Source organism: Arcicella rosea, assembly GCF_014204325.1.
Taxonomy (GTDB): domain Bacteria; phylum Bacteroidota; class Bacteroidia; order Cytophagales; family Spirosomataceae; genus Arcicella; species Arcicella rosea_A.
On the sequence record NZ_JACHKT010000035.1, the window covers coordinates 31,361 to 55,920 of the forward strand.

Genomic DNA, 24,560 nt, shown 5'->3' on the forward strand with positions numbered 1-24,560 from the left:
TTCTTAAAAACCAATATCAATTACCAAGGGTTGAAAGATAAATCGTCCTTGATTTGGTAAATAAATCCCTCTACAACCTGCTTCAAATTGTTGTGAGAAACGCAAAAGATGGAACTGAGCGGTAAAATCAAAGCCGATTGAAGTGAAATTTCCTTTATCTGAACCTTTAAAAGTAACCGTTTGACCATTTCGAACTTCTGTCCAGTTATAATTGGTTTCACCTTGACCAAAATCTGCGAAGAAATTAGCTTTTAATCTTTTTAAATAAACTAATCTTCCAAAATTCCAGTCGGGATCTAATAATGGTAAACGATATTCTACTGAACCTGTACTAAGGTTTTCAAAAGCACGATAGTTATAACCTCTAGGAAAAAACGTTGGACTACCAAAAATATATACTTTGCTATTAGGTGAACCATTCGGATTTTTAAAACCACTCTGATTTTGTAAAGCTGCTCTTAAACGAATGCTATGATGTTTTAAAAAACCTGGGACATAAATACTTCCCTGAATCGCTGTCAATCCACCATTCAAATCTCCGCCAAAAGGCATATTTCGTGCATAAAAACTAATACTTTGTCCCCAACGTGGTGCTACGTCTCTCAAGGCTCTTTTCAATTGTCTTGAATATGCGAAAGTATAAATCATTGAATTGACATTACCATTGAAACTTTCAGAAAGGTAACGGTCTTGTAAATCGTAGCCAGATACTTGTGAAATAGCCGTATTTACGCCAATTTCCATGGATTGATAATACTTGGAACGAGTAAAATTAAATGGTAAACTCACTCCCAATACCATTTGTTGCTGATTCCATTTATCAGATCTTAAACTATCTCTTGGACTGCTTTTATCTATATAAATATCCGTTTGACGTTGCCCGTTGGTATAGTTCAAATTGATTTTTGGATACCAAGCTTCAAAACTTAAATCAGCGAAGAATTGCCCAGTTTTTTCGTTGGCATTGTATGAATAACCAGTACTAATGGCAGTAGTACTTAATAAATCTTGAGAAGTTAGACCAACGTTAAGATTATTGCTATTTGAACTAAAAACTGCACCCCAATTATAAATATTAAAAATATTGGCTTTGCTATAAGGCTTGGTTTCGTAAACTTGATTTGGGATATTTTTGAGTAAGTTTTCTCCTGCTTCTTGAACCAGCATTTGTCCAAAAAACTTTACAGGTTTATTCAGAGATTCATCAAAAGCCAAGAAATTAGTAGGATTAAAAGGCATTTCAACTATGCGATTACCATTTTCGGTAAAATCGTTGAAGTAAAGCGTTTTTCCATCACTTGAAATGGCAGGATTAAAAGCACCAAATTTTCGATTAGTTACTTGAAAACGCTTTTTTGTTTTTGTATCAAAAGCAAAAATATTATCAATTCCTGTTACTCCTGAATTAAATAAAATGTAATCGCCTACTTTTATAGGATGAGCGATGTTTTCAGTAATTGGCGAAAATAATTCTTTTTCAAAATTGCTTTCAGGATTAATGGTAACGATGTTTTTTTTGTCATCAAGTAATTTTACAGCAATAATTTCATTGTTTTCCGTCCAACGTGGATGCAAGTAAAAAGCATTTTTAGGATTCTGAATTCTTGCAATTTCCTGTCCATTTTCAGCCTCTAAAATCACTAAACTACATTTATTTTCAGGAGTATTTTCTATCACTACAATTTTACTAGCATCGTTTGATAAAGCTGGTGCTGTAAATTTTGTTTTGTGAGTAAGTGTTTTTGTTATTTCTGTATTAAAATCATACATTTTGATGACAGAAAAATCTTTTTGTCCCCAACGGACATCAAAATTAAATTCAGACCAAACTACTTTTGAACCTGCAGTAGAGAGTATTCCTGCATTATTGAAAATACCTAATTCAAGTAATTTTTCTTCATTATTTTCCTTATCTAATAATACAAATTGTTGAATATCAGCCAAGCCAGATTTCAAGGCAATAATTCTGCCATCAGGAATAATTTGTGGAAATTCGTACTGCGTAAAAAACTTGTTTTTTGAAGTTTTCAAAGGAGAAACTGCTGTTTCTTGAATGTCTTTTAACTGTGTTTCCCAAGCTTGTTTGGCATCATCAAAAGCATTTTTGTAAAGTTGTTCTGTTTTTAAACCTGTAACTTTTTTGATATTATTCGAAAAAGAAAAAGGATAAAAAGGCATTTTGTATGTTCCTTCCAAAATTTTATCCCAAGCATCGGCTCCGTACTTGGTTTTCATATAAGACGTCATCAAATAACCATTTACATAATGATTAGGAATGAAATTTTTATATGAACCACTTACGGCTTTAGCATAACTATAAGTGCCTTTTGTCAGCAACTGTGTACGCAAAGCCATATCAAAAGTAGGAATTTTTCCTCTTCCAGAATGAGTCAATGCAGATTCTGTTCCAACCGCATCGCCTTCTGTAAACCAATTAGGAACAGCCAAAGAGTTGATGATGCCCAAACCATTGTTTCCAAAAAGAGTGTGCATTAATTTGGTAGTTCCTGTTAATGCTTTGTCGTATTGAACGATGTGCCGAAATTCATGGATTGCTAATAAATCTAACCAATTGTTAGTGCCGAGTAAAGTATAGTCTTGCGGAGGAGTAATATAAAATTCTGAACGACGAGGAAACAAAGTAACAAAACCATTTGAAACAGTCGTTTGATTTTGAAGAAGTATAGCAATCGGACGTGGATTTTTTCCAAGTGTTTTACTGACAGGCTGATAAACTGTTTCTAATACATTGGCGGTTCTTTCACCTAATGACTGGATATTGCTAGGAAAAATTAAGCGAAAGTGAGGTGTTTTAATCTGTGACCATTTCAGCGAAGCAGGGTTTTGAGATAAATTGACAGCGTTTTCTTGAGCAAAAATTTGGCATCCACCAATCATGATGAATAAAAAAAAGAATACTCTTCTCATAGATTTTACACAGTAAAAATTGGTTAGGAAATGGAAATAGTCGCTCCACGAGAACGACTATTTTTAATTTTTTACTATAAATATGCTTCAAATTTTTGATATAAATCTACAATGTAAGCTCTGTTTCCATTCGGATTTTTTAAGCTTTTCGTGAATTCATACCAAAAACCATCACCAATTGAAATGAATTTTCCAACGGTTTTGGGTTCAGCTTTTTGTGCTTTATCAGTGATAAAATCACCGATGAAAATGTGTTGTAATAAATCGCTGGCTTCTTCCCAAGAAAGATTTTTACTTTCTTCAATTCCATTCGTAGTGGTTGACGCAAGTACTTTTCTATCGGTATAATGTAAATTCAATTCAAATGTTGAAGTACTTTTATCTTTTTCTATTTTTTTGAAAACCAATTGAAAAGGAGCTTCTTTGCCATAAGTTTCATAAACAGCTTGCGTAAGTTCTTGTAATAAATATTCCCAAACGTCTTGATTTACAGGATTTCCTTTTATTTTTTGATTGATAGATATTTCCAAAAAATTCTGTTCTTCTTCCAATGCTTTAGTATTGAATTTTTCCGAAGTTTGACCAATAAGTTTTAGAATCGGAGCTTCCCATGCTTTTGATAATTCGCCAGCCCAAGCCAAATCTTCATTGCCAGTAAAACCTTCTTCTAAAATTTCTTCGTCGGTCAATTCATCTCTGTAAGTATAGGCAATCTCAAATTTTGTATCAATAAAGTTTTCTTTAAAATCTAAAGTGAGGAGAATTTGGTGTGAAAAAGGAGGAGGCAAAATGTCTGCTGTCTCGAATTTGATTTCTAATTGTGATAATTTTTCTACTTTCATGCTTTCTATTTTCCTTTAGTCATGTTGACTTCGCTATTTTTATTACAAATTTAATCTTTTTATGGTAGCTTTTTTATCAATTTTTCCTGTTGGTGTTTCCGAAAAAGTAGAAATTGTAAAAATGTTTTTGGGAATTTGATAAATAGTGTCCGACACATTTTTTATATCCTCCAACAATTTACGTTTTATTTCATCGTCCAGATTCTCTGATTCAAGTACTAAAATTAATTTTTGTCCTAGTCGTTCATCTGCCATGCCAAAAGCAAAAAAACGATTGATATGAAGCGATTCTAGAAAGACTTCAACAGTATTTTCTACTTTTTCAAGCTGAATTTTTACGCCACCGCTATTAATGATATTATCAAAACGACCAAGTAATTTAAACTCATCTTTAGCAATTATTTCCACCAAATCGTTTGTTTGCACTAATTCAAAATTGCTTGCTGCTGACAGAATATTCAAGCAATTACGTTCGTCAATTCCGATTTTTACGCCTGATAAAACTTTAAAGTTTTGAGAAGTATTTTCTCCATTTATCCTACGAATGGCAATGTGTGAAACCGTTTCCGTCATGCCATAAGTACTATAAGCTGGAACTGATAATTCTTGAGTTTGTTCAACCAGTTGTTGACTAACTGCCGCTCCGCCAACGATAATGGCTTTCATCCGATTTAAAGTAATCAACAAATGCTTGTTATCACTTTCTAAAATACTTTGTAATTGTAAAGGAACAAAAGCAGCGAAATCAATCTTTTGATTTTCAATGTTTAATAATGGATTACTGGAAGGAGGAAGAATCAGCAGTTTCAGCTTCAAAACCATACCTCTGACCAACATCATAATGCCTGCGATATACTCTACATTCAAGCAAACCAAGGCTAAATCTTGTTCTTTTAAACCAAAAGTTTTGCCTGTTAATAAAGCACTCGCTTCCATTTGCTTTCTGCTCAATGAAATGGGTTTAGGTTCACCCGTTGAGCCAGAAGTTTTTAGAATAAAACTTTCTTGTCCATTTAGCCAAAGTTTACAAAAGGTTATTACTTTTTCTTCATACTCCGAATTGGGCTTCGGTAAATTATTATAATCGTCGATCAACATCATTTCTCAAATAAAAAACACTCCTGAAAATACCAAAGTTAGCATTTTTGAGGAGTGTTCTTAATAAAAGGTTAGTTTTTCTAAGATACTTTTAGCGTGTTCTTAGCACTATCAAAAGAAGTAGAGAATTGTGTGAGTGGACTAGCCGCTGGGCCATTGATTACTTTTCCAGTCAAATCAAAATTTGAACCATGATTTGAACAATTAAAACGGTTATTATCTGCTTGGAAATCTACCGTGGTTCCTTGGTGAGTACATGCTTTGGCTACTGCAATGTAATTTCCTGCTTTCGTTCTAGCAACAATTACATCGCCAGTTACAATTGCCTTTCCATCAGTTTTTAAATCAGCAAAACTTGTACTTGTTAAATCTAAGGTAAAATTTATGGCACCTTTTGAGATTGTGTTATTACCTGTTAAACCAGTTGTAGTACCACCAGTACCACCAGTGCCACCAGTATTACCATTGTTGTTGTTTGTAGGCGTTGGGTCTGACGAATTTGAACAACCCGACAAGCAGCTTTGTAAAATAATAGCACCAACACTTACTCCAACCAGCGATAAAAATTCTTTACGTTCCATAGGACTGAAATTTTAAATTAAATGAGAAGATTTAGTTTTTTAAACCATACGCCAAAAACTTTGGTGAGGTTGCGTTTGTTATAATTATTAAATGATTGAAAAATTGTTAAAAAATATTTTCGATGTAAAATAATAGCCTTATTGAGCATTTATTTGCAGGGAAAATGTCTTTTAAGGAAACTATTTGTTAATAATTTTAAAAGAATACTCTTTTGGTTTCTTATTTTAAAGATTTATTATCTTCATTTTTATTGAAAAGTAATTATATTATCCTTATTTCTTAATTTTGGCAGATATTCAATGGCGTTTTGTTTAGAGAATTTATATGTTGAGCTCAAGACAAATGCTAATCAATGTTCAAATCATTTCATCATTCAATTAAATAAAAGCTCGTTATGGCAGCAACTGAAGATAAATTTTTAAACCCTATCAATAAAGATAAAGTAGCCGAAAATCCCGGTTTACTTCCTTATGCTCATACGGCTGGCGGCGCCGTTATCAGACCTGAAGATTTGGGTAAATCAAAAGGTCGTTCGGTTTTAGCGATGCGTCAACAAACTGATAGACAAATGAATCAGTTGTATGAACAAATGGAAACCTTGGCTCGTCAGGCAAAATTATTAGCCCAACGCAAAGAGATTTCAGAAAGAATTTATGATGCTGCCATCGGTTTTGAACCTATTATTAATGAAACCTATTACATGTACGAGAAAGAAGATGGTACGGATTTACTTTCATTAATTGCACCAAATGAATGGGGGCGTTCGTTTAAATACAGCAGATATTTAGCGAAGTGTTTATTGTTAGCAGACCATACTTGGGATGTTCAATATAATGAAGAAGCTTAAAAAGAATAATTGGAGCTTTGTAAATGAGTGATTAATTTTGAAGTTGTTTCTACAAAATAGCTGTCAATAAAATTTTCACTTTAAATTCAAAATCAATGGAGCAGTTGCAAAAAGAAGAAGAACAGCTTGTAAAAAATTTAGTATTTACTGCTCAATGGGCTAATCCTAGAAAAAACGGAGATGGGTACATCGTTACCTATTTAATTACCTCTCCAGAGATTCAAGTGCAGTCTGACGGGATGTTAGGTATCAAAGAGCAGAAAGGTATATTTGTCCGTTTACAAGCGAATGAAAGACCTGATTGTTTGCGAGACGAAACTGGTGCAATCATTGATGAACCAGGACACACTCCTAAGTCATGGACAATTTCTGTTGAAAAGTTTGTAGAACGCTTTATGATTGTTAGCCGTAGAAATAAAGCCTACACAAAACGAGACGGAACCTTTGTACCAGAAGCTCAGTTTGTGGAATCATGGATTGAACCAGTAAATAATAACTTCCTTAGAGATGCTTTGCATGTAACACAGGCTTTAAACAGACCTGCAATTCCTGAACAAGAGCAAGTAAATCAGCAAGGTATGGCTGAATCTAAAATAAACATTATAACAAACAATAATATGAAGTGGGAAACCCTTAAAGAATACAAAGAGATTTTATTTACTTTTCATGAAGGAATTGCAAAAATCTCAATCAACCGTCCACAAGTGCATAATGCCTTCACACCATTAACGGTGAAAGAAATGATTGATGCAATGAACATTTGCCGTGATACAGAAGAAATTGGCGTAATTATTTTGACAGGTGAAGGCGGGAAAGCATTTTGTTCGGGTGGAGACCAATCAGTTCGTGGACATGGTGGTTATGTTGGCGAAGATACAGTGCCAAGATTAAACGTGTTAGATTTACAAAGACAAATTCGTTCGATTCCTAAACCTGTTGTAGCGATGGTAGCTGGTTGGGCAATTGGTGGAGGTCACGTTTTACACGTTGTTTGTGATTTATCAATTGCAGCTGAAAATGCTCGTTTCGGACAAACAGGTCCAAATGTTGGTTCTTTTGATGGCGGTTTTGGTGCTTCATACTTGGCTAGAGTAGTTGGTCAGAAAAAAGCTCGTGAAATCTGGTTTTTGTGCGACCAATACAATGCTGAAGAAGCACTAGATATGGGCTTAGTCAACAAAGTAGTCCCTTTAGATAAATTAGAAGAAACAACTGTAGCTTGGTGTAAAAAGATTTTAGAAAAAAGTCCATTGGCTCTAAGAATGTTAAAATCATCATTCAATGCTGAATTAGACGGACAGGCAGGTATTCAGGAATTAGCAGGTAATGCTACTTTGTTATATTATTTATCAGAAGAAGCGAAAGAAGGTAAAAATGCTTTCTTAGAAAAACGCAAACCAGATTTTAGCAAATTCCCTAAATTTCCTTGACATTAACTTCCGAAAGTTTCAACACTTTCGGATTTTTTTATTCCATTAATGGAGTAATAATTAATGAAAAAGAGTAATTTCATTCTCATCAATTAAAAATTTCTCAAAAAAATAAAATTTAGAAAAGCATGAATTATTGGCTCGTAAAATCAGAACCTTTCAAATATTCTTGGGATGATTTCGTTAATCAAGGCACAGGCGTATGGGATGGTGTGCGAAATTTTCAGGCACGAAATAATTTAAAGGCCATGAAAGTGGATGATTTAGTTTTGTTCTATCATTCAAATGAAGGCATGGAAGTAGTAGGAATCGCCAAAATTGTAAAAGAGGCTTATCAAGACCCAACAACTGATGATAAAAATTGGGTTGTTGTAGATCTTGTTCCTGTTGAGAAACTTCCGAAAACTGTTACTTTAAAACAAATGAAAGCTGATGAACGATTGAAGGATTTATCTTTAATCAAACAATCTCGCCTTTCGGTTGCTCATATCAAACCTGAAGAATTTGATATCATCCTTGGTCTTGCTCATGAATAAACAAGCTCAAACATTTAATTTAAAAATATGAAAACCGTCGTTAAAAGTATTGCTTTTTTTGTATTGATGACATGCAGTTTTCAATTCTCACAAGCTCAAAGCGTTAAAAGAGTTGAAATCCCTTTGCCTTCAAGCAATTCCGAACTTTTTACCATTCCAATCAATGACCAAGGGGTTTTGGTACTTTCTCAAATAAGTAAAACCAATTTTACGCTTACCAGATTCGATACAAATCTAGAGCAAATTTGGTCGATAAATGGTACTATTGATGGTAATTTGGATTATGTAAAACATTGTTATGATGGTAAAAATTTGTATTTACTTTTTAGCCGTTATAGAAGTAACGTTTATGAAGTAATTAAAGTAAATATTGGTCCTGGTTTTATTGAGAAGTACCAAATTATGTCGGTTGATAGAATGGAAGTTTCTGATTTTCAGGCAATCAATGCTTCAATTTTTATTGCAGGAATGGTGAATAATCAACCTGTAATTTTGTTTACAAATCTTGTAGAACGTAAAACAAAAGTATTGCCAAGTGCTTTGAAGAGCCAAGCTGAGATTCAATCAATGGAATTGGATACAAGCACTGCCATTGTTAATGTTACTTATGCCGTTGGAACAAGAGGTAAAAATTATCAATTGGTCGTAAAATCGTTTGACGAAGACGGTAAACAGATTTCGCAAGTAGTGATGAATCCTGAAAATGAATTTGCCATGATGAATGGGAAATTGAATCTTGTTTCAGATTCTACCGAAGTAATGTTTGGTACTTATGGACATAAAAATTCAATAGGCTCATCTCGTGGACCAACCTCTCAAGGAATTTATTTTTCTAAGTTGCTCGACAATGAAATTACAGATTTGAAATTCCATAGCTTTACTGAATTCAAGAATTTCTTCAATTTCATGGGCGAACGCCAAAAGGAAAAACAAGAAAAGAAAATTCAGGATAAAAAAGAAAAAGGTGGCGATTTACGTTTAGATTATCGTTTGTTGGTACATGACATCATCAAACAAGACGATAAGTATATCATGGTTGCTGAGGCTTTTTATGCCGATTATCGTTACAACAATTATAGTCCGTTTGGTGCATTTAATGGTTTTGGTAGCCCCTATAGTTCGTTTTATAATCCATATCGTTGGGGTTATGGTTATTATGGTTTGTATTCGCCATTTAGTTCATATTATAGCCCGTGGGGTTGGGGAAACAGATATTATGGAAACCAACAGACTTTTGATGGTTGGATTTATACTCACGCCATAGTAGCCGCTTTTGATGAAAAAGGGAATTTACTTTGGGATAATAGCATCGAAATGAAGGATGTAAAAGAACAAAAGCTGAGTGAAAAAGTAAAAGCATCAGTAAAAGGGGATGAAATTACGCTTTCATATAGTAACAAAGGACAAATTTTTACTAAAATCATCAAAGCAGACAAAGTTCTCGAAGATACTCAAAGTGCTAAAGTAGCTACTCAATTGGAAGGAGATAAAGTAAAACAGACAACTTCTGATGCAATTGATTATTGGTATAAAAACTATTTTATTGCTTCTGGTTATCAGCGAATTACGAATGATAATGAAGGTGGAAGAAGAAATGTATTTTATATGAATAAGATTTCATTTTAGTTCAAACAAAGGCTTTTGAGTAACTTGCAGCGGTATCTACGGATACCGCTTTTTTTATGAATGAAAAAATCATTACAGATTTCATAGACATTACATTATGCAACAAGAAATTATTAAACTTGAAACCCCGCAAAGCTGGAAAGAATATCAATTGATAGATTCTGGAGGTTTTGAGAAATTAGAGAAATTTGGTAAATACATTTTGCGTCGTCCAGAGCCACAAGCTGCTTGGGATAAATCAATGCCAGAAGCAGAATGGGAGAGAACCGCAAATGCTACTTTTAAAAAAGACAAAGGTTCGCAAGAAAAAGGAGAGTGGATTTTGAAAAAAGGAATGGAAGAGCGTTGGTTTATGCCTTATAAAACGGATGCTTTAGATTTGAATTTTAAATTAGCACTTTCTTCTTTCAAACATGTTGGTATTTTTCCTGAACAAGCTTCAAATTGGGAATTTATCATGGATAAAGTAAAAAAGCTTCCTGTTAAAAACCCGAAAGTACTCAATATATTTGCTTATACTGGTGGTGCATCAATTGCCGCTAAACAAGCTGGATCCGATATTACTCATGTTGATTCTATCAAACAAGTAATTTCATGGTCGAGAGAAAATATGGAAGCGAGTAACCTTGAGAATATACGTTGGGTGGTTGAAGACGCACTTAAATTCGTAAAGCGTGAAGCTAAACGTGGTAATATTTATCAAGGAATTATTTTAGACCCACCAGCTTATGGTCGTGGTCCAGATGGTGAAAAATGGATTTTGGAAGAACAAATCAATGAATTATTGAAAACAGTAGCACAAATTCTTGATAAAGAAAATTACTTCTTAATCCTGAATATGTACTCAATGGGTTTTTCTTCACTGATTGTTGAAAATTTAGTCAAATGTTCTTTTAGCCAAACCCAAAATCATGAATTTGGTGAATTGTATCTACAAGATGGATTCAAGAAAAAACTTCCGCTAGGAGTGTTTTATAGATTTGCTAGCGTTTAGTGGGCAAATACTTCTATTACTTTTAATAAAAGTAAAAAAAGCACGAAATAGTACATCTTTTTCATTGGTATGTTTTATTTTTCAGTGGTTAATTATTTGATACAAAAGTAGTTATATTCTATTCGTTTTTCAAAAGAAAATATTTCAAAAAACTGTTTTTACAGAAAAATAATATTGTATCTAAATAATTAACCACCAAATATTTACCAAATCATTCTATCTATTACGATATACTCTTTCGTAAAAGAGGGGAAAGATAAACAATGTTAGAATTGTTGCTCCAATCATTCCGCCGATTACCACAATGGCTAAAGGTTTCTGTGATTCCGAGCCAATTCCTGAAGAAGTAGCCGCTGGTAACATCCCAAAAATTCCCATCAAAGCTGTCATCATTACAGGTCTTACTCTCGACTGGACTCCTTGCATAATAGATTCATGCAGTGATAATTTTTGATGAAGGTTATCCTTAAATACTTCAATCATAATTACCCCATTCTGAATACAAATTCCAAACAAAGCGATAAATCCAATTCCAGCCGAAATACTAAAGTTTGTCCCCGTGACTAACAGTGCCAAAGAACCACCAATAATGGCAAAAGGAACATTGGAGAATACCAAACCAGCATCTTTCAAACTACCAAACATTAAATAAAGAATGAAGAAAATCGTAATCATTGAAATTGGAACTACTTGAGCCAAACGTTTTGATGCTCTTTGTTGATTTTCAAAATCGCCTTTCCACTTCATTTCATAGCCTTTTGGTAATGAATGAATTACTTTGTTTACTTCTGTTTGTGCTTCTTCAATGGTACTTCCCATATCACGTCCACGGACTGAGAATTTTACGGCGATAAAACGTTTTGTATCTTCTCTGAAAATCAAACTTGGTCCAGTTAAAGTACGAATCGTAGCAATTTCTTTGATTGGAATTTTTGTTCCATTCATGGTTGGTACCATCAAATCGCCAATTTCAGCTTCTGATTTACGATATTCAGATTGAAAACGAATTCTAATATCAAATTTACGTTCGCCTTCAAATAACTGGCTAGCTGTTTGTCCACCAATTGCCATCGAAACTACAGCCTCAGCATCAGCCGCCTGAACTCCATATAAGTCCATTTTTTGTTGGTCGAGTTCAATGCGTAATTCTGGCTGTCCTAAGTTTTTGATGATTCCTAAATCTTCAATACCTTCAATTTTTTTCAAGACATCATTTACTTTTTCTGCTTCTTTTTCTAAATATTCAAAATCTTGACCATAGATTTTTACTGCTATTGAACCTTTTACTCCTGAGACTGCTTCTTCAACGTTATCCATAATTGGTTGAGAAAAACCAAGACTTACTCCTTGGAAAACGTCTAATTTCTTTTGCATTTGCTCAATTAATTGGGCTTTCGTCAAACCACTTTTCCACTCTTTTTGCGGATAAATATCAACGTGAAACTCAACATTGTAAAACCCTGTCGGGTCGGTTCCATCATTTGGTCGCCCAGCTTGTGACATTACTTGTCGTACTTCTGGAAAACCTTCAAATACTCTACGCATATCATTAGCATAGCGAACAGATTCATTCAAACTGATACTTCTTGGCATAGTTGCTCTTACATAAATAGAACCTTCGTTCAATTGAGGAAGGAATTCCGTTCCATGAATTGTAAGCGTCCATAAACCAACTACTGTTGTGATTGCTGTAATGATAAAGGTTTTCTTTTGATGAGAAAAACAGTAATTGAATAATTTCATAGAGTATTTTAGAACAGCATCTACAAAGAAATTAGATTTTTCTTTGACGTTCTTATTCATCAAAATACTTACCATAACTGGAACAAGTGTCAAGGTAAAAATCAAAGCACCCAACAAGGCTGCACCTAACGTCCATGCTAAAGGTGTAAACATTTTTCCTTCTACTTTTTGGAAGGCAAAAATGGGTAAAAGTGCAACCAGAATAATTACTTTTGAAGTAAAAATGGCTTTCCCCATCGAAGTACCAGTACGTTTAATTAGCGATAATTTGGCTAATTTATTAAAACGTTCCATACCAACTTCATGAGCTTTATGAGAAAGAACTACAATCAATCCTTCTACCACGACGACCGTTCCATCAATAATAATCCCAAAATCGACAGCACCGAGCGAAAGTAAATTCACCGACATTCCCATTAATTTCAAACAAGTAAAAGCAAAAAGTAAAGCTAATGGAATAATCATCGCCACAATCAAAGACGCTCGCCAGTCTGCCAAAAAGATAAGTACCATCAGAGTAACTAAAACAATTCCCTCCAGCAAATTATGAGAAACTGTTTCAATACAGAAATCAAGTAAAGTTTGACGATTGTAAAACGCTTTGATATTTACATCAACAGGAAGAATTTTGGTATTCAATTCTTCAACTTTTTCATTCAAACTTTTGATAACTGCCGAAGGGTCTTCACCTTTTCGCATCACAACAATACCTTCAACGGCATCATTGTTTTGTCCACGACCAACTTGTCCTAATTTTGGTAAAGCAGATTCGTTAACCGTCGCAACGGTTTTTACATAAACTGGAACGCCATTGATATTTTCAACCAAGATATTTTCGATGTCAGAAATCTTGGCTAATAAACCAATTCCACGGACAACATAAGCTTGATTGTTTTTAGTGATAACATCGCCTCCTACGTTAATATTACTTTTTTGAACCGCCTGAAAGACATCTAACGGAGTAATATTATACGCTTGTAATAGATTTGGATTAACACTTATTTCATACGTTTTTACTTCTCCACCAAAACTTACAATATCAGCAACACCAGGAACTGAACGTAAATTTCTGTCAACTACCCAGTCCTGAATTTCTTTTAATTTTCTAGCATTCAGTGATTTAGAATCTAACGTATATCTAAAAATTTCACCAGTTGGGCCATAAGGAGGTTGAATTTCTGGTTCAACGTCGTCTGGAAGACTTAATCCTTGAAGTGCATTATTAATCTGAATTCTAGCAAAATTATTATCAACACCATCATCAAACATTACAACGACAACCGATAAACCGAAAAGTGTCGTAGAACGAACGGTCGTTTTTTTCTGTACACCATTCATTGAAATTTCGAGTGGAGCAGTGACAAATTTTTCTATTTCTTCTGCACTTCGCCCTTGCCACTGTGTAATAATAGTTACTTGAGTGTTGGTAACATCAGGAAAAGCATCAATTGGCGTATTAATGAAACTAAAAATACCTCCAACAACAATAACAGCCGTAAAAAAAAATACGGCAAATTTGAATTTAAGTGATAAAGCCAATAGTGTCTTCATTGTATCGATTCCTTAATTATTTAAGGCATTATAGATCATTAATTGATTTTTTACTACTACTTTTTCTCCTTCGGCTAAGCCGTTGAATACAAAAGCTTTGTTGTCTAATACTTTTGCTACTTGCACTCTTCTGGCTTCTACTTCTCTAGCATTTTTATAGACGATTACAAAATTTCTATCTTTATCGAAAATGATAGATTCGGAAGGAATTGATACAATTTTTTGATTGTCAGAATAGCTCACCGTTACTTTTGCGAACATTTCTGGTTTTAGGATTTTTTCAGGATTGGGCAAGTTGATACGTACTTGCATTGTTCTTGTTTGTGGGTCAAGAACATTATTAATTTTATCAATTTTTCCTTGAAAAACTCTATCTGGATAGGCTACTAATCTAATAGTTGCCTGATAACCTACTTTGATTTTAGCAATGTCTGATTCATAAACATTGGCAATAATTTGTACTGTAGAAAGATCTGCTACTGAAAAGAATGGACCAATGTCACCTTCACGATATGCCATTTTTTCAGAAATATTTCTGTTCACATCTACGATATAACCGTCTATTGGTGCTTTTACAGTATAAAATGAATTTTTTACGCCATAAATGCCAGAGATTTCATTGGCTCTTCTCAAAGTTCCCTCTGCTTTCAAAAGTTCATTTTGAGCGATAGTGATGTCTTTTTCAGAAGCTAAACCTGATTTATACAAATCTTGTTGTACTTGTAAGTTTTTCTGTGCTGTTAGAAAATCTGATTTTGCACTTACAATTTGGTTTTCAACATCAGCAACTTCCGAACTATGGATGATTGCCATAGATTGTCCTTTTCTAACATAATCACCTAATGTGACAGAAATTTTCTCGATTACGCCATCTACCAAAGGTGAAACTTTTACTTGTTTTTCCTCAAATGGAGCAAGCCTTCCAGTCAATTGCAATTCACTTGATATGTTTTCGACGATGGCTGGTGCTAAAACCAATTCTTTACGAAGTTTATCCGAAAGAACGAATTCTTCTGAATTATCTGTTTTTGTATCCTCTTTTTTTGATTGACAAGCCAAGCAAGTAGCAAAGAGCAGTACGCCTATTATGATTTTATTCTTTTTCATGATGTACGTGAAATAGTTTTTAATTTTTAGCAAAAAATAGTGGTTATTAAAGTACTTTTTTCCCAACAACAAAGTTGAGTTCTTCGATTGAACGCATTCTATCACTTTTCAAAGCGTTGAGTTCCACAACTGAAGTTTTGTATGATTCTACAAAATCTACAAATTCAATTAAAGAAATATTTCTTTTCTGATAACTCGCCACAGCTCCTTCAATTAACGTATCAAAGCTTCTAATGAATTTGCTGTCAATACTTTGTGCCAAGCGATTATTCTCTTGCACTTTCATAAAAGCACTGAGTACGTCATTTTGCAAACTTGTTTGTGCTTGTTCCAAGGTTTTTTGAGCAGCTTCAATTCTGAAAGATGATGTTTTGATATTTCCTTGATTTTTATTGAAAACAGGAATATCTATCTGTAAAGTAATAGCGTGATAGTTTGGAATAAAACTTCCGTTGCGGTCATACGAATAACCAAGTCTAAGGTCAGGGGTAGCCATCGCTTTTTGTAAAAGCAGATTTTCTTTTTCGTAGCGGACAGAAGCATCTTGCATTTTCAAATCGTAACGATTTTCAAAAGCTGTCGCTGTTAATTGTGCTAATGTTAAGTCATTGATACCAAGACTATCCAATACTTTTTCATCAATTTTTGGAGCGATAAATAAAGTCTCTTTTGTATTAAGCAATGTCCTTAAAGTACTTTGTTTTTCGATAATCTGCTGACGAAGCTCATTTTGTTCCTTTTTCAATGAGAATAAAAAAGCCTTTAAACGAATCACTTCTTTCAAGGGAATATTGCCTTTGCCATATTGTTCTTCATAGGCAACCAGCAATTTCTGAAACGTCAGGATTTCCTCATCATACATCGCTACAGATTTTATGATGAAGTAAGTATCATAAAAATTGGTTCTTAACTCAATGGCTAAAGTTCTCAACAAATCATAATAATTATATTCACTTGCTTCAGTATTGATTTTAGCCAACTCAATCTGTTTATTACGTTTGCCTGCCAGCAAAAAAAGTTGCTGAATTTGAAAGGCTCTTTGCCCCATGTTTCCGAGTGGGAGAGGCGTTCTTGTTTCCTGATTATAGATTTGTTGTTCTCCCGAAAAAGTTGGGTTATCCCATAATCTGGCTTGAATAATTTGGGCTTTAGAGGCTTCGATATTGTACTTTTGAGCCAATAAAAGTGCATTGTTTTTTAAGAAAATTGCTTCTACGTCGGTTAGAGCAAGTTTCAAAGTATCCTGCGAAAATGTCTTGAAGCAAGTCAAAGACAGCAGAATAATCCATAAACGTTTCATTTTAGTGATTTTATAATGAGAGAAAAAGAGAATACAGCACAGTTGTGCATTAGAAGTACATTTAGCTTCTAATGAAATTGATAAAAAATAAAAAACAGTTTTAGTGTAAGACAGCAGTTCATGTTATGCTACAAAAACAATTATATTATTTTTAAAAATAAAGGAAGGAAATCAAAGACGAAGTACTCTGATTTTTAGATAAATTTTAGGAAGATAATTGAATATTAATTGATGACTGAACACATAGTTTTCACTGATGTGATTAATGTAAACATGATGTGCATCTTTACTTGTTTTCGAGAACCAGCTTGTGTAGTAATCCTCATCGTCATTATCATCAGATTCTTCTGAATTGGAATTGACATGGTTTGTGTTGACGAAATCGTCAACGGCATCTGGAGAATCAGAATGCGTACTTCTGGTAGGAAGTTTGAATTTGGTAACTTTTGACGTACTAACTTGTTGGAATTCAGTAGAACATAAAATTCCCTTTATTCCTAAACCTAGGAAAATAAAGGGAATTAGATATTTGATGAATTTGAATTTCACAAGATGTAAGCGAAACAGTATGTTTAAGTAATGTCTGTAATTTATGTAAAATAAATTACTTAAATGTATGTATGAATTCTATATTTAAAACTCATCACTCAAAATTCACAACTGTAACTCAACGCCTATTAGCCAATTTTATTTCTTCTTTTCTTTCGGAGAAAACATAATTGACATTCTTTTACCTTCCAAACGTGGTAATTCGTCAGCTTTTCCTACTTCTTCTAAACCTTTTGCAAAGTTTAATAATAAGATTTCTCCTCTTTCTTTAAATACGATTGAACGACCAACAAAGTGAACATAAGCTTTCACTTTTGCACCTTCTTTCAAGAAGTTGATGGCATGTTTTAATTTGAAATTAAAATCGTGGTCATCAGTATTTGGTGAGAAACGAATTTCCTTCAATACTGTTTTGGCAGCGTTTGCTTTAATTTCTTTTTGTTTTTTCTTCTGCTCGTACTTAAATTTTGCGTAATCCGTAACACGACATACTGGTGGATCCGCTTTTGGTGAGATTTCTACTAAATCTAAACCTTGTTGAACAGCAATAGCCAAGGCTTGCTTTATGTCCATGATGCCTTGCTCAACGTTTTCACCAACTAAACGTACATTTTGTACTCCTTTGATGAGACCATTTATTCTGTAAGGCTCTTCTTCTCTACGATTATTTCTAAAATTGTTATTCGGGCGTAACGCCATATTATCTAAATGATTTGTTTTAAAATGATACAAATAGCAGGTTTGAGAACTCAAAATTTCACTGCCAATGCTAATTTAACGGAAAATTCGCATAAAAGGTTACAAATTAACACTTTAATTACGAATCTTCCGAAAGCTAATTCAAAAAATAAAAAAATGCAAGTTTAATTTTTAGTTCTTATTCTTTAAATCTTACAACATTTTTATTTATTTCTGTTTGCATTATGTTAATAAACTGGTCAATTGGCATCATTCCTAAATCGCCTTCACCTTTTTTGCGGACTGAAACCATTCCTTGTTCTGATTCTTTTTCACCAACAATCAGCATAAATGGTAATTTATTTACTTCTGCATCACGTATTTTTCTACCAATTTTTTCATCTCTATGGTCAATATAGCCACGTAAATCGTTTTCTTGTAAACGTAAGAAAATTTCATTGGCATAATCCTCGTATTTTTCAGAGATGGGCAATACAGCCAATTGCTCTGGCGATAACCAAAGTGGGAAATTTCCAGCAGTGTTTTCAATTAAAATAGCCACAAAACGCTCTAATGAACCAAATGGTGCTCGGTGAATCATCACTGGGCGGTGTTTTTGGTTGTCTGAACCTGTGTATTCTAATTCAAAACGTTGTGGTAATTGATAATCCACTTGGATTGTTCCTAATTGCCATTTACGTCCTAAAGCATCTTTCACCATAAAGTCTAACTTTGGTCCATAGAATGCTGCTTCTCCTAATTCTACTACCGTTGGTAAACCTTTTGCAGCAGCAGATTTGATGATAGCAGCTTCGGCTTTGTCCCAATCTTCGTCTTTACCGATGTACTTTTCTTTATTTTCAGGGTCACGTAATGAAATTTGTGCTGAGTAATTATCAAAACCTAAAGCTTTGAATACGTACAACACTAAATCAATTACTTTCATAAACTCATCTTCTACTTGGTCTGGACGACAGAAAATGTGTGCATCATCCTGAGTAAAGCCACGTACACGAGTCAAACCATGTAATTCCCCTGACTGTTCGTAACGATACACTGTACCGAATTCTGCCAAACGTAAAGGCAAATCTCTATAACTACGAGGCTTAGTCTTATAAATTTCGCAGTGATGAGGACAGTTCATTGGTTTCAAGAAAAACTCTTCTCCTTCGTCTGGCGTACGAATTGGTTGGAATGAATCCGCACCATATTTCGCATAGTGACCAGAAGTAATGTATAATTCTTTAGAAGCAATATGTGGCGTAATTACAGGCGAATATCCTGCACGTACTTGAGCTCTACGTAAGAAATTCTCTAAACGTTCACGTAACATTGTTCCTTTCGGCAACCATAAAGGTAAACCCATTCCCACTTTTTCAGAGAAAGCGAAAAGTTCTAATTCTTTTCCTAATTTACGGTGGTCACGGCGTTTAGCTTCTTCTAATAAAGTTAAGTACTCTTCTAATTCTTTTTGTTTCGGAAAAGTAACGGCATACACACGAGTCATTTGTTTACGAGAAGTATCACCTCTCCAATATGCACCCGCTACCGACATCAATTTTACCGCTTTGATAAAACTAGTGTTTGGAATGTGTGGCCCACGGCATAAATCCGTAAAGTTACCTTGCTGATAAAAAGTGATTGAACCGTCTTCTAAACCTTCTAAAAGCTCAAGTTTATACTCGTCGCCTTTTTCAGTGAAGTATTGAATGGCATCAGCCTTAGAAACTTCAGAACGTTGATATTGGTTTTTCTGACGAGCCAATTCCAACATTTTATCCTCAATTTTCTTAAACTCATCCGCACTCAATGCTTTTTCACCCATATCAATATCGTAATAAAAACCAGTTTCAATGGCTGGCCCGATACCGAATTTTGTTCCAGGATGCAAGGCTTCAATTGCCTCGGCTAGTAAGTGAGCTGATGAATGCCAGAATGTAGATTTACCATCGGCATCATTCCATGTCAGTAATTGAAAATCGCAGTCATCATTGATAGGCAAAGAAGCATCTACTACTTTACCATTTACTTTTGCCGCTAAAACATTTCTTGCTAATCCTTCTGAAATGCTGAGGGCAATGTCCATCCCAGTTGTTCCCTGAGCATACTCTCTGACATTACCGTCGGGTAATTTAATTTTAATCATGGGGTTTGTGTTTGTTTTGAGCCTTGTTTTGGAAGAAAATGTTCTACAAATAACATTTCTTATCAAAAAGAATCTCAAAAAGCTTGTTTTAATTGTGTTGAGTAATATTTTGAAAATATTGGGTCAAAAGTATCTCTTTCATCTACAAAATACAAGATAATGTATTTTTAGTTATTCAGAATTCCTTTGGGTTTTAATGGTCTAATAGTGGTTGTATCAACTTTTCGAGTTGGTGCTTCAAAACTTGGATAAGAAGTTGTATCAAACTTGGTATCTAAACCTGTTGGATAAAGACCATACTTCTGTTTGTGTTGTGTTCTATATACTCCGTTCAATGCTCGGTAATCTTGACTATTGCTGGCCAGTAATTCGCTATAATAAGTTTCAGCTTTAGCAAAGTCACCTGTGTATTCAAGGCATTGAGCGTATAAGAATTTTACTTCAGGATATTTTGCATTTTGGTTAAATGCTTTTTCAATAAATGGAAGGGCAAAACGATAAGCTTTTGATTTAAAGTAAATCATTCCTGTGTTGAAATTGGCTTCAATCAATGAAGTATCTAATGTAATCGCTTTATTGTAGCAAAGTATAGCACTATCTAGCTTCCAAGATTTTTGATAAGTATTACCTTTTTGTAAAAATAAATTTCCGTTTTTAGGATGAAACCTCAAACCTTTATCAGCATAGAGTAAAGCCAAATCATATTCACGAAGGTTTGTATGGATTTGGGCTAATTTCAAATAAACAGGCAAAAAACTAGGTTTAAGGCTTAGCGTTTGTTGAAAATATCCTAAAGCAGTAGCCGTATCAGCCATTTTGGCGGAGATTTCTCCTTGTACAAAATAGGTTTCACCATTATTGGGTGAAATTTGTAAGGATTTTCTTAAATAAGCTTTTGCCTTTTCAAACATATTTAATTGCTGATATAAATCACCTAAAAGCGTATAAAGTTCTGGCGATTCAGCATTTAATACTTCTGCTTTTGATGCTGCTTCAAGAGCTAAACTTGGTTGATTGGATGCTCTTAGAATTAATGCTTTTGCTTGAAAATAAGTACCAACATTAGGTTTAATGCTAATGGAGGTATTGATGTCGTCGAGGGCATCGTTGATTTTTTCATTTTCCAAATAGAGTAATGAACGCTTGTAATAGTTTTCAGAACTACTTGGTGATGCTTCGATGGCATCTGTTAAAAAAGCGATGGCTGCTTCTCTACGAGCTTTTTCTGTTACTTCTGGCACAGGAGGAATATTGATTCCTTTTTTGGATTCAGAAATACAAGCACTTACTAACAATAAAATAGATAGAAAATAAAGAGATATGTGACGATTTTTTTTCATTACTCAAAATTACAAACTTAGGTGTTGAATTTATGCCTTAAATGATAAAATCTTTCAAATAAAATCTACAGCACATTCATTTTATTTGAATCACAAGTATTGTCTATCATATTTTTCCGTATCTTTGCATCCTATTTTACAAAATTTATATTTTTCATTTAAAACGTTTAATAAAATGCCAAAAATTAAAACCAAATCTGGAGCGAAAAAACGCTTTAAGGTTACAGGAACAGGCAAAATCAAGCGTAAGCACGCTTTCCACAGCCACATTCTTACAAAAAAATCTACTAAACGTAAGCGTAACTTAGTTCACGATACTTTAGTTAGTTCTGCTGATATGGACAGAGTAACGTTGATGTTAGTAATGTAATTCTCGTTTCTTTAGATTTATTCAATCGAAACAAATTAAAATTTAGTTATTGTTCAACCAGAAAATTGGCTCAATAAGTGTTAAGCATTAACCGCCATATTTCAAAAAACAACCAAAGATTATGCCACGTAGCGTCAATCACGTAGCGTCGAGAGCAAGACGTAAAAAAGTGCTCAAATTAGCTAAAGGTTTTTACGGAAGAGGTAAAAACGTTTGGACGGTAGCGAAGAACAAAATTGAAAAAGGTCTTCAATATGCTTACCGTGACCGTAAGGTTAAGAAAAGAGATTTCCGTGCTTTATGGATTCAGCGTATCAATGCTGCTGCACGTCAAGAAGGTTTATCTTACTCAGCTTTAATGGGTAAATTAAACAAACAAGGTATCGAGTTAAACAGAAAAGTATTAGCTGACTTAGCAATGAACCACCCAGAGGCGTTCAAAGCAGTAGTAGCGAAAGTAAAATAGAAAGATTAGAGCGATTCATTGAATCGCTCTTTTTTTGTTTCTAAGTTTCTATCAAAATTGTTTTTACGCCAATCCATTTATTTTCTTCATAGATTCCGAACAGAAAAACATCAATTTCTACTGCTCCGATTTTTAAGACTTGTATGTCTGTTAGTTTTTCAGTAAGTAATGTTTGTAATTTCAGGGCATTGTCAGCATACTTTTTTTCTTCTTCGCCAAACCAATCTTCAATTCTGGTCAATGGTTCGAAAAAATCTTCGATGGCAATCGCTTCTACTTCTTTATCGGGTTCAATGCCATTGAATAGCTTAAAGTCTTGTACAGAAATACTTTCAGCAGTTGTGTATTCCATTTCAAAATATTCAACAGCTTCGTCAGATTCACTTGGGTATCGTAAATCATCAATCAGAGGTAGAATTTGTTCTTTCAAAGTGTTCACTTCGTTTTGATCTGTGCTTGTTTCGAGCATTGTATTAATTAATTTAATATTTCCTGATTCTTTTTGAATAATTCTTGAAATTAGAAAAATCTGTCTATACTTTTACTCAAAATCACAAAAACTCACAAAAACAATTCCAAATGTTAGAACAATTAATGAGTCTTATTCAAGACAATTCTCAGCAAGCTATCGTAAAAAATCCAGCTATACCAAATGAAAAAAATCAAGATGCGATGCAAACTATTATGAGTGCAGTAACAAATGGTTTGCAAGGTCAGGCACAAAATGGTGCTGGTGGTTTGGGTGCTTTAACAAGTTTATTAGGCGGACAAACGGGCTTGAATGCAAGTACTTTGATGTCGAACCCGATTGTTGCGAACATTGCTCAACAAGCTATTACGGGTTTAATGCAAAAATTTGGTTTAGATAAAACCGCTGCGGCTGGTATTGTATCGCAGATTTTGCCAAATGTAATGAACTCTTTAATCACTAAAACAAACGACCCGAACGATACTTCGTTCAATTTGAACGATATTACTGGAGCATTTGCAGACGGTCAGTTTGATATGAATGATGTAAAAAATATTGCTGGCAAATTCATGAGTGGAAATGGTGGAGGTAGTGGTGTTGGTGGCATGCTTGGTGGACTGTTCGGAGGAAAATAATTCCATAAGATTTTGTATCTTTCGAGGTAAGCTTTTGGCTTACCTTTTTTTGTTATGAAATATCCCATTTACTTAGATTATAACGCTACTTGCCCAGTTGACCCACGGGTTTTAGAAGCCATGCTTCCATATTTTACAGAACATTTTGGCAATGCGGCTTCTCGTTCACATTTATTGGGTTGGACAGCCAAAGATGCTGTTGAAACTGCTCGTGAACAAATTGCAGAATTACTTCAAGCTAGTACTAAAGAAATCGTTTTTACAAGCGGAGCAACCGAAGCCAATAATTTGGCTTTAAAAGGCGTATTTGAAAGTGTTTTTCCTCAAAAAAATCACATCATCACCGTTCAAACAGAACATAAAGCAGTATTAGATGTTTGTTTGCATCTTGAAAAAATGGGTGCTGAAACTACTTTTTTACAACCTGATGAATTTGGGAGTGTAACGATTGAGCAAATTGAAGAAGCGATTCGTCCAGAAACTTTTTTGATTTCAATCATGTATGCCAATAATGAAATCGGGACAATTCAAGAGATTGAGGCAATCGGTACTTTAGCCCAAAAACATAAAATACTTTTCCATTCAGATGCTACTCAGGCAGTTGGGAAAGTACAGATTGATGTAAAAGCTGCCAAAATTGATTTATTGAGTTTGTCGGGACACAAACTTTATGGTCCAAAAGGAATTGGTGTTTTATACATCAACCGAAACTTGAAGAATCAAGATTTGGTTGCTCAAATGGATGGAGGAAAACACGAAAGAGGTTTTCGTTCGGGTACTTTAAATGTGCCAGCTATCGTTGGTTTGGGTAAAGCCTGTGAAATCGCCAATGCTGAATTATTGACTGAAAGTATTACTTTATCAAAACTAAGAGATTGTTTAGAACAAGGAATTTTATCGCAGATAAAAGGAACAAAAGTGAATGGTAATACGAATAATCGTTTGCCAAACCTTACCAATATTTCTTTTGAAGGCGTTGATGGCGAATTATTACTTTCTTCGTTCCGAGATATTGCCGTTTCTAGCGGTTCGGCTTGTACTTCGGCTTCGGTAGAGCCTTCTCATGTGTTAAAAGCAATTGGTGTTTCTGATAAATTAGCCTATTCTTCTATTCGTTTTAGTTTAGGAAGATTTACCAATCAGGAAGAAATTGATTTTACCATACAATATGTGAAAGAGGTTGTGGAAACATTGAGGGCTTGATTGGCTATAAGCTAAAATAAATTAGGGCTCAATCCTTAAATTAGGCTGATGACTTTTAATGTATATTTTTGTATTCAAAACATATAAGATATGCAAATACAACTACATAAGATTTTAGAT

General features: G+C 34.1%; 21 protein-coding genes. 9 read left to right on the plus strand and 12 right to left on the minus strand.

Annotation, left to right across the window (positions count from 1 at the left end):
• Positions 1-3: 3 nt before the first annotated feature.
• The 4 genes from HNP25_RS18305 to HNP25_RS18320 form a co-directional block, all read right to left on the minus strand.
• Positions 4-2,928, minus strand: a complete 2,925-nt coding sequence (locus HNP25_RS18305; protein WP_184136590.1) for a BamA/TamA family outer membrane protein — start codon at positions 2,926-2,928, stop codon at positions 4-6.
• A 74-nt stretch (positions 2,929-3,002) separates the two neighbouring features.
• On the minus strand, positions 3,003-3,770 hold the full coding sequence (locus HNP25_RS18310) for a hypothetical protein (protein WP_184136591.1): 768 nt from the start codon (positions 3,768-3,770) through the stop codon (positions 3,003-3,005).
• A 42-nt stretch (positions 3,771-3,812) separates the two neighbouring features.
• Positions 3,813-4,871 (minus strand): AMP-binding protein, encoded by a 1,059-nt coding sequence (locus tag HNP25_RS18315; RefSeq protein WP_184136593.1) that lies wholly within the window; start codon positions 4,869-4,871, stop codon positions 3,813-3,815.
• Between the two features lie 77 nt (positions 4,872-4,948).
• Complete coding sequence (locus HNP25_RS18320) at positions 4,949-5,449, minus strand: QcrA and Rieske domain-containing protein (protein ID WP_184136595.1); 501 nt, start codon at positions 5,447-5,449, stop codon at positions 4,949-4,951.
• 395 nt (positions 5,450-5,844) lie between these two features.
• On the opposite strand from HNP25_RS18320, the gene HNP25_RS18325 reads away from it, so the two are divergent.
• The 5 genes from HNP25_RS18325 (at position 5,845) to HNP25_RS18345 (ending at position 10,883) form a co-directional block, all read left to right on the plus strand.
• A complete protein-coding gene (locus tag HNP25_RS18325; protein WP_184136597.1) occupies positions 5,845-6,297 on the plus strand; it encodes a DUF2452 domain-containing protein in 453 nt (150 codons plus the stop codon).
• Positions 6,298-6,875: 578 nt separating this feature from the next.
• A complete protein-coding gene (gene menB, locus HNP25_RS18330) occupies positions 6,876-7,727 on the plus strand; it encodes a 1,4-dihydroxy-2-naphthoyl-CoA synthase (protein ID WP_184136624.1) in 852 nt (283 codons plus the stop codon).
• A gap of 128 nt (positions 7,728-7,855) precedes the next feature.
• Positions 7,856-8,263, plus strand: a complete 408-nt coding sequence (locus HNP25_RS18335) for an EVE domain-containing protein (RefSeq protein WP_184136599.1) — start codon at positions 7,856-7,858, stop codon at positions 8,261-8,263.
• A 27-nt stretch (positions 8,264-8,290) separates the two neighbouring features.
• Positions 8,291-9,889 (plus strand): hypothetical protein, encoded by a 1,599-nt coding sequence (locus tag HNP25_RS18340; RefSeq protein ID WP_184136601.1) that lies wholly within the window; start codon positions 8,291-8,293, stop codon positions 9,887-9,889.
• 97 nt (positions 9,890-9,986) lie between these two features.
• Positions 9,987-10,883 carry an RsmD family RNA methyltransferase gene (locus HNP25_RS18345; protein WP_184136603.1) on the plus strand — a complete coding sequence of 299 codons (897 nt, stop codon included), beginning with the start codon at positions 9,987-9,989 and terminating at the stop codon, positions 10,881-10,883.
• A 216-nt stretch (positions 10,884-11,099) separates the two neighbouring features.
• On the opposite strand, the gene HNP25_RS18350 is transcribed toward HNP25_RS18345, so the two are convergent.
• From HNP25_RS18350 to HNP25_RS18380, 7 genes are all read right to left on the minus strand, one after another.
• Positions 11,100-14,177 carry an efflux RND transporter permease subunit gene (locus tag HNP25_RS18350; RefSeq protein WP_184136605.1) on the minus strand — a complete coding sequence of 1,026 codons (3,078 nt, stop codon included), beginning with the start codon at positions 14,175-14,177 and terminating at the stop codon, positions 11,100-11,102.
• A gap of 12 nt (positions 14,178-14,189) precedes the next feature.
• Positions 14,190-15,284 (minus strand): efflux RND transporter periplasmic adaptor subunit, encoded by a 1,095-nt coding sequence (locus tag HNP25_RS18355; protein WP_184136607.1) that lies wholly within the window; start codon positions 15,282-15,284, stop codon positions 14,190-14,192.
• A gap of 46 nt (positions 15,285-15,330) precedes the next feature.
• Positions 15,331-16,584, minus strand: coding sequence for a TolC family protein (locus HNP25_RS18360; RefSeq protein ID WP_184136609.1), 1,254 nt, complete (start codon positions 16,582-16,584; stop codon positions 15,331-15,333).
• Positions 16,585-16,755: 171 nt separating this feature from the next.
• Positions 16,756-17,133, minus strand: a complete 378-nt coding sequence (locus tag HNP25_RS18365) for a hypothetical protein (protein ID WP_184136611.1) — start codon at positions 17,131-17,133, stop codon at positions 16,756-16,758.
• Between the two features lie 138 nt (positions 17,134-17,271).
• Entirely contained in the window at positions 17,272-17,832 is a 561-nt protein-coding gene (gene infC, locus HNP25_RS18370; protein WP_184136626.1) for a translation initiation factor IF-3, read from the minus strand.
• 178 nt (positions 17,833-18,010) lie between these two features.
• Positions 18,011-19,957, minus strand: coding sequence for a threonine--tRNA ligase (gene thrS / locus HNP25_RS18375; RefSeq protein ID WP_184136613.1), 1,947 nt, complete (start codon positions 19,955-19,957; stop codon positions 18,011-18,013).
• Between the two features lie 167 nt (positions 19,958-20,124).
• On the minus strand, positions 20,125-21,297 hold the full coding sequence (locus HNP25_RS18380) for a tetratricopeptide repeat protein (RefSeq protein WP_184136615.1): 1,173 nt from the start codon (positions 21,295-21,297) through the stop codon (positions 20,125-20,127).
• 175 nt (positions 21,298-21,472) lie between these two features.
• On the opposite strand from HNP25_RS18380, the gene rpmI reads away from it, so the two are divergent.
• Positions 21,473-21,667 (plus strand): 50S ribosomal protein L35, encoded by a 195-nt coding sequence (rpmI, locus tag HNP25_RS18385; protein WP_109744687.1) that lies wholly within the window; start codon positions 21,473-21,475, stop codon positions 21,665-21,667.
• Positions 21,668-21,788: 121 nt separating this feature from the next.
• Positions 21,789-22,133 carry a 50S ribosomal protein L20 gene (rplT, locus tag HNP25_RS18390; RefSeq protein ID WP_184136617.1) on the plus strand — a complete coding sequence of 115 codons (345 nt, stop codon included), beginning with the start codon at positions 21,789-21,791 and terminating at the stop codon, positions 22,131-22,133.
• A gap of 40 nt (positions 22,134-22,173) precedes the next feature.
• On the opposite strand, the gene HNP25_RS18395 is transcribed toward rplT, so the two are convergent.
• A complete protein-coding gene (locus tag HNP25_RS18395) occupies positions 22,174-22,602 on the minus strand; it encodes a nuclease A inhibitor family protein (protein ID WP_184136619.1) in 429 nt (142 codons plus the stop codon).
• Between the two features lie 110 nt (positions 22,603-22,712).
• Here HNP25_RS18395 and HNP25_RS18400 point away from each other — a divergent pair, with 110 nt between their 5' ends.
• Positions 22,713-23,237, plus strand: a complete 525-nt coding sequence (locus tag HNP25_RS18400) for a DUF937 domain-containing protein (protein ID WP_184136620.1) — start codon at positions 22,713-22,715, stop codon at positions 23,235-23,237.
• A 54-nt stretch (positions 23,238-23,291) separates the two neighbouring features.
• Entirely contained in the window at positions 23,292-24,440 is a 1,149-nt protein-coding gene (locus tag HNP25_RS18405; protein ID WP_184136622.1) for a cysteine desulfurase family protein, read from the plus strand.
• Positions 24,441-24,560: the final 120 nt, after the last annotated feature.

Bases quoted from the DNA above. Each gene is read 5' to 3' on its own strand.
- HNP25_RS18405 (WP_184136622.1), top strand. From the start codon at position 23,292: ATGAAATATCCCATTTACTTAGATTATAACGCTACTTGCCCAGTTGAC.
- HNP25_RS18315 (WP_184136593.1), bottom strand. From the start codon at position 4,871: ATGATGTTGATCGACGATTATAATAATTTACCGAAGCCCAATTCGGAG.
- HNP25_RS18340 (WP_184136601.1), top strand. From the start codon at position 8,291: ATGAAAACCGTCGTTAAAAGTATTGCTTTTTTTGTATTGATGACATGC.
- infC (WP_184136626.1), bottom strand. From the start codon at position 17,832: ATGGCGTTACGCCCGAATAACAATTTTAGAAATAATCGTAGAGAAGAA.
- HNP25_RS18305 (WP_184136590.1), bottom strand. From the start codon at position 2,928: ATGAGAAGAGTATTCTTTTTTTTATTCATCATGATTGGTGGATGCCAA.
- rpmI (WP_109744687.1), top strand. From the start codon at position 21,473: ATGCCAAAAATTAAAACCAAATCTGGAGCGAAAAAACGCTTTAAGGTT.
- HNP25_RS18360 (WP_184136609.1), bottom strand. From the start codon at position 16,584: ATGAAACGTTTATGGATTATTCTGCTGTCTTTGACTTGCTTCAAGACA.
- HNP25_RS18395 (WP_184136619.1), bottom strand. From the start codon at position 22,602: ATGCTCGAAACAAGCACAGATCAAAACGAAGTGAACACTTTGAAAGAA.
- HNP25_RS18345 (WP_184136603.1), top strand. From the start codon at position 9,987: ATGCAACAAGAAATTATTAAACTTGAAACCCCGCAAAGCTGGAAAGAA.
- HNP25_RS18320 (WP_184136595.1), bottom strand. From the start codon at position 5,449: ATGGAACGTAAAGAATTTTTATCGCTGGTTGGAGTAAGTGTTGGTGCT.
- HNP25_RS18335 (WP_184136599.1), top strand. From the start codon at position 7,856: ATGAATTATTGGCTCGTAAAATCAGAACCTTTCAAATATTCTTGGGAT.
- thrS (WP_184136613.1), bottom strand. From the start codon at position 19,957: ATGATTAAAATTAAATTACCCGACGGTAATGTCAGAGAGTATGCTCAG.
- HNP25_RS18310 (WP_184136591.1), bottom strand. From the start codon at position 3,770: ATGAAAGTAGAAAAATTATCACAATTAGAAATCAAATTCGAGACAGCA.
- rplT (WP_184136617.1), top strand. From the start codon at position 21,789: ATGCCACGTAGCGTCAATCACGTAGCGTCGAGAGCAAGACGTAAAAAA.
- HNP25_RS18350 (WP_184136605.1), bottom strand. From the start codon at position 14,177: ATGAAGACACTATTGGCTTTATCACTTAAATTCAAATTTGCCGTATTT.
- menB (WP_184136624.1), top strand. From the start codon at position 6,876: ATGGCTGAATCTAAAATAAACATTATAACAAACAATAATATGAAGTGG.
- HNP25_RS18400 (WP_184136620.1), top strand. From the start codon at position 22,713: ATGTTAGAACAATTAATGAGTCTTATTCAAGACAATTCTCAGCAAGCT.
- HNP25_RS18325 (WP_184136597.1), top strand. From the start codon at position 5,845: ATGGCAGCAACTGAAGATAAATTTTTAAACCCTATCAATAAAGATAAA.
- HNP25_RS18380 (WP_184136615.1), bottom strand. From the start codon at position 21,297: ATGAAAAAAAATCGTCACATATCTCTTTATTTTCTATCTATTTTATTG.
- HNP25_RS18355 (WP_184136607.1), bottom strand. From the start codon at position 15,284: ATGAAAAAGAATAAAATCATAATAGGCGTACTGCTCTTTGCTACTTGC.